The organism is Clostridium sp. AF50-3, assembly GCF_003477445.1.
In the GTDB taxonomy this organism is placed as follows: Bacteria; Bacillota; Clostridia; order Lachnospirales; family Lachnospiraceae; genus Otoolea; species Otoolea fessa.
Genome location: NZ_QUDH01000033.1, coordinates 1 through 5,569, shown reverse-complemented (window position 1 = coordinate 5,569; position 5,569 = coordinate 1). Strand labels below are relative to the sequence as shown.

Annotated in this window: 4 protein-coding genes and 1 pseudogene; 4 read left to right on the top strand and 1 reads right to left on the bottom strand. The window is 48.7% G+C overall.

Annotated features, from left to right (window positions below; all coding sequences use genetic code 11):
- Window positions 1-264: 264 nt before the first annotated feature.
- The 4 genes from rpsL (at window position 265) to tuf (ending at window position 4,983) form a co-directional block, all read left to right on the top strand.
- Window positions 265-684, top strand: a complete 420-nt coding sequence (gene rpsL / locus DW085_RS18485) for a 30S ribosomal protein S12 (protein WP_022358472.1) — start codon at window positions 265-267, stop codon at window positions 682-684.
- A 343-nt stretch (window positions 685-1,027) separates the two neighbouring features.
- Complete coding sequence (rpsG, locus tag DW085_RS18480) at window positions 1,028-1,498, top strand: 30S ribosomal protein S7 (protein WP_022358473.1); 471 nt, start codon at window positions 1,028-1,030, stop codon at window positions 1,496-1,498.
- Window positions 1,499-1,513: 15 nt separating this feature from the next.
- The gene (fusA, locus tag DW085_RS18475; protein ID WP_107000673.1) at window positions 1,514-3,634 is read left to right on the top strand and encodes an elongation factor G; all 2,121 of its coding nucleotides are present in this window, start codon (window positions 1,514-1,516) and stop codon (window positions 3,632-3,634) included.
- Between the two features lie 155 nt (window positions 3,635-3,789).
- Entirely contained in the window at window positions 3,790-4,983 is a 1,194-nt protein-coding gene (gene tuf, locus DW085_RS18470) for an elongation factor Tu (protein ID WP_107000672.1), read from the top strand.
- 288 nt (window positions 4,984-5,271) lie between these two features.
- Here the strand turns inward: tuf and DW085_RS18465 are convergent.
- A pseudogene (locus DW085_RS18465) lies at window positions 5,272-5,569 on the bottom strand (collagen-like protein); the annotation flags it as partial.

The following is a 5,569-nucleotide window of genomic DNA, read 5'->3' as shown; positions in this document are numbered from 1 at the left end:
TGGAACCGAAAGTGCCGTAAGAAAACGTGGTGGCAGCAGGAATTTGCCGTATTTAAATGCGAAGCCACGGCAAATTCCGTTACTGGGCACGTATGCGTGAACAGTAACAAACCCTTTATTTTACGGGAAAAATTTGCATTTTATACCTTGACAGTGCAACTCAAACTAGCTATAATAAGTAAGCGTGCAAAATTCAAGGAATTTCTGCGCGGAAATACAAGCTTAAAAAAGCAACCACAGACAATATCACAGGAGGTGAAAAGGATGCCTACATTTAACCAGTTAGTAAGAAAGGGAAGACAGACATCTGAAAAGAAATCAACAGCTCCGGCTCTGCAGAAGGGATACAACTCTTTACAGAAGAAAGCTATCAACGTTTCTGCACCGCAGAAGAGAGGCGTGTGTACAGCCGTTAAGACTGCAACACCTAAAAAGCCTAACTCTGCTCTTAGAAAAATCGCCAGAGTTCGTCTTTCCAACGGTATCGAAGTAACAAGCTACATCCCGGGTGAGGGACACAACTTACAGGAGCACAGCGTTGTTCTGATTCGTGGTGGTCGTGTAAAAGACTTACCAGGTACCAGATACCACATCATCAGAGGTACTCTTGATACTGCAGGCGTAGCCAACAGAAAACAGGCGCGTTCCAAATACGGCGCTAAGAGACCGAAAGACAAGAAATAATTTTAATTAGGTAGAAGTTCTATTAGATTTAGAATGAATGTGCCGGACTTTGATATTGATCCTGTAGGTTGCAGGGAATCATAGAACCGCGCACGAGACGCAACAAGACTTAGGTGAGCAATTTCGTGAAAAGGCGAAGAAGACGGCTGTTCAAGAAATTGAATTCGTCGCCAAGAAAGAGGCACCATGCGTGGTGGCGCGCTGAAAGACGCGCTCGTTTCGCAGGTGTGCTTATTCGCTAAGTTCGTGAAAGACCTCACTAAGCGAATAATGCGAGTACCTAAGATCTAATGAATGGCTCCCGCGGCTCCCCGCCGGAGCAGATATTAAGGAGGGAAGTAACGTGCCACGTAAAGGACATACTCAGAAAAGAGACGTATTAGCGGATCCGCTGTACAACAACAAGGTTGTTACTAAATTAATCAACAACATCATGCTGGACGGCAAAAAGGGCGTTGCTCAGAAGATCGTATACGGCGCGTTTGATCGTGTCGCTGCAGAATCCGGTAAGGAAGCTGTAGAGGTTTTCGAAGAGGCAATGAACAACATCATGCCGGTTCTGGAAGTTAAGGCAAAACGTATCGGTGGTGCTACCTATCAGGTACCGATCGAGGTTAAGCCGGAAAGAAGACAGGCTCTTGCACTTCGCTGGATCACTCTGTACTCCCGTAAGAGAGGCGAGAAGACTCAGGAAGAGAGACTGGCAAAAGAGATTCTGGATGCAGCTAACAACACTGGTGCATCTGTGAAGAAGAAAGAAGATATGCATAAGATGGCAGAGGCTAACAAGGCATTTGCTCATTACAGATTCTAATAGGAGGAAAAAGCTTTGGCTGGAAGAGAATATCCGTTAGAGAGAACCAGAAATATTGGTATTATGGCTCATATCGATGCTGGTAAGACTACCACTACTGAGCGTATTCTGTATTATACTGGTGTTAACTATAAGATCGGTGATACTCATGAAGGTACTGCTACCATGGACTGGATGGCTCAGGAGCAGGAGAGAGGTATTACCATCACTTCTGCAGCGACAACCTGTCACTGGACTCTGCAGGAAAACTGCAAACCGAAACCAGGCGCTCTGGAGCATCGTATCAACATCATCGATACTCCAGGACACGTTGACTTCACGGTTGAGGTTGAGCGTTCCCTGCGTGTACTGGACGGTGCTGTAGGTGTATTCTGTGCTAAGGGTGGTGTAGAGCCGCAGTCTGAGAACGTATGGCGTCAGGCTGATACCTACAATGTACCGCGTATGGCATTCATCAACAAGATGGATATCCTGGGTGCAAACTTCTATGGCTGTGTAGAGCAGATCAAGACCAGACTTGGTAAGAATGCTATCTGTTTACAGCTTCCGATCGGCAAGGAAGATGATTTCAAGGGAATTATCGACCTGTTCGAGATGAAAGCATACATCTACAATGATGATAAGGGTGAGGACATTAGCATCCTTGATATCCCGGAGGATATGAAGGATGACGCTGAGCTTTACCACACCGAGCTGGTAGAGAAGATCTGCGAGCTGGACGACGATCTGATGATGGCTTACCTTGAGGGTGAAGAGCCGTCTGTAGATGAGTTAAAGAAAGTATTAAGAAAAGCAACCTGCGAGTGTCAGGCAATCCCGGTATGCTGTGGTACTGCATACAGAAATAAGGGTGTTCAGAAGCTCCTGGATGCAATCATCGAGTTCATGCCGTCTCCGCTTGACATCCCGCCGATCAAGGGTGTTGACCTGGATGGCAACGAGACTGTAAGACATTCTTCCGACGAAGAGCCGTTCTCTGCTCTTGTATTCAAGATCATGACCGACCCGTTCGTAGGTAAGCTGGCTTACTTCCGTGTGTACTCAGGTGTTATGAACTCCGGTTCATACGTACTGAATGCAACAAAGGACAAAAAAGAGCGTGTTGGACGTATCCTTCAGATGCATGCCAACAAGCGTCACGAGCTGGAAAAGGTTTACTCCGGTGATATCGCAGCAGCGATCGGATTCAAGTTCTCCACCACAGGTGATACTATCTGTGATGAGCAGCATCCGGTAATCCTGGAGTCCATGGAGTTCCCGGAGCCGGTTATCGACATCGCTATCGAGCCGAAGACCAAAGCTGGTCAGGACAAGATGGGCGAGGCTCTTGCAAAACTGGCAGAGGAGGATCCGACCTTCCGTGCTTATACAAACAAAGAGACTGGTCAGACAATCATCGCTGGTATGGGCGAGCTCCATCTGGAGATTATCGTAGACCGTCTGCTTCGTGAGTTCCACGTTGAAGCTAACGTAGGTGCTCCGCAGGTAGCTTACAAAGAGACCTTCACAAAGGCTGTAGATGTAGACAGCAAGTATGCAAAACAGTCTGGTGGTCGTGGTCAGTACGGTCACTGTAAGGTACACTTCACTCCGATGGATCCGAACGGCGAAGAGACCTTCAAGTTTGAGTCCAGCGTTGTCGGCGGTGCTATCCCGAAAGAGTACATCCCGGCTGTAGGCGAAGGTATCGAAGAGGCTGCTAAGGCAGGTATCCTCGGCGGATTCCCGGTACTCGGCGTTCACGCTGACGTATACGATGGTTCCTACCATGAGGTCGACTCTTCTGAGATGGCTTTCCATATCGCAGGTTCCATGGCATTCAAGGATGCTATGCGTAAAGGTAACCCGGTACTGCTTGAGCCGATCATGAAGGTTGAGGTAACCATGCCGGAAGAGTATATGGGTGATATCATCGGTGATATCAACTCTCGTCGTGGTCGTATCGAGGGTATGGAAGACATCGGCGGCGGCAAGCTGGTTAAGGCTTATGTTCCGCTGGCAGAGATGTTCGGTTATTCTACCGACCTTCGTTCCAGAACTCAGGGACGTGGTAACTACTCCATGTTCTTTGAGAAATATGAGCAGGTTCCGAAGAGCGTTCAGGAGAAAGTTCTTGCTGGAAAAGCTGAGAAATAATTAAAAATGTAACTATATTGCCTTTTCCGGGCAGATAACTGCCCGGAAAAGCAATATTAGGCTTGAAAAAACGGCTCTAATCGAATATAATTAGAGTCAGCCTAACATAAATTGAGATACCCGTATTGGGTGTAAATTAAGGAGGACGTCTTAAAATGGCAAAAGCAAAGTTTGAAAGAACTAAACCGCATTGTAACATTGGTACTATCGGACACGTAGACCATGGTAAAACAACCCTGACAGCAGCTATCACAAAAGTTCTGGCTGCAAGAGTAGCTGGTAACACAGCTGAGAACTTCGAGGATATCGATAAAGCTCCGGAAGAGAGAGAGCGTGGTATTACTATCTCTACTGCACACGTTGAGTATCAGACAGAGAAGAGACATTACGCACACGTTGACTGCCCAGGACATGCTGACTACGTTAAGAACATGATCACTGGTGCTGCTCAGATGGATGGCGCTATTCTGGTTGTAGCTGCTACCGATGGTGTTATGGCTCAGACAAGAGAGCACATCCTGCTTTCCCGTCAGGTAGGCGTACCGTACATCGTAGTATTCATGAACAAGTGCGATATGGTAGACGATCCGGAGCTGCTTGAGCTGGTTGAGATGGAGATCAGAGACCTGCTGAACGAGTACGAGTTCCCGGGCGATGACACACCGATCATCCAGGGTTCTGCTCTGAAGGCTCTTGAAGATCCGAACGGCGAGTGGGGCGACAAGATCATGGAGCTCATGGACGCTGTAGATTCCTACATTCCGGATCCGGTACGTGCTACTGATAAGCCGTTCCTGATGCCAATCGAGGACGTATTCACCATCACAGGTCGTGGTACTGTTGCTACCGGCCGTGTTGAGCGTGGTACTCTGAAACTGAACGATGAGGTTGAGATCGTTGGTATTCACGAGGAGACTCGTAAGACTGTTGTAACTGGTATCGAGATGTTCCGTAAGCTGCTTGATCAGGCTGAGGCTGGTGATAACATCGGTGCTCTGCTTCGTGGTGTTCAGAGAACTGACATCCAGCGTGGTCAGTGTCTGGTTAAACCGGGCTCTGTAAAATGCCATAAGAAATTTACTGCTCAGGTTTACGTTCTGACAAAAGACGAGGGTGGTCGTCATACTCCGTTCTTCAACAACTATCGTCCGCAGTTCTACTTCAGAACCACTGACGTAACAGGCGTTTGTGAGTTACCGGCTGGTACCGAGATGTGTATGCCGGGCGACAACGTAGAGATGACTGTAGAGCTGATTCATCCGGTAGCTATGGAGCAGGGTCTTCGTTTCGCTATCCGTGAGGGCGGCCGTACAGTAGGATCTGGTAGAGTTGCTACTATCATCGAGTAATCAATGAATTAAACAAAGGTGCTTCTTGTATGCGCAGCAGGCAAGAAGATGTACCGTATATATATTATAAAGTCGCTTCCAGGAAGCGCATTGTGTCCAGACGTAAGAGATACCCCGGAACCGTAAGGTTCCGGGGTTTTTCTGTTGTTTCATAGGAAATTGCGTTCTATGAAACAACAAACGCTCCGCGAGGATGCGTACTCGCGCGAAGCAGAAACATGTCGCAAGCGACCGCGCGAGACGCCCGAATGTGTCAAGGTACATTCTTTTTCACAGAATTTCAGCCTTTTACGCATTGTCGGTTGCCAGAAGTCCGGCGGCACGCAGGTTGGCAAGAAGTTCATTGAAGCGTTCAACGACATCTTCAGCACTTGTTGCATCTGCGACGGGAGCAGCGGCGGTAACGGTGGCGGCGGGACCGGTAGGACCTGTAGCGCCGGTAGGACCCGTTGCGCCGGTAGCTCCTGTAGCGCCGACAGCTCCTGCAGCGCCGGTAGGACCTGTAGCGCCAGTCGGACCCGCAGCGCCGGTAGCTCCTGTAGCGCCAGTTGGGCCGGTAGCGCCGTCAGCCCCGGTCGGCCCAGTC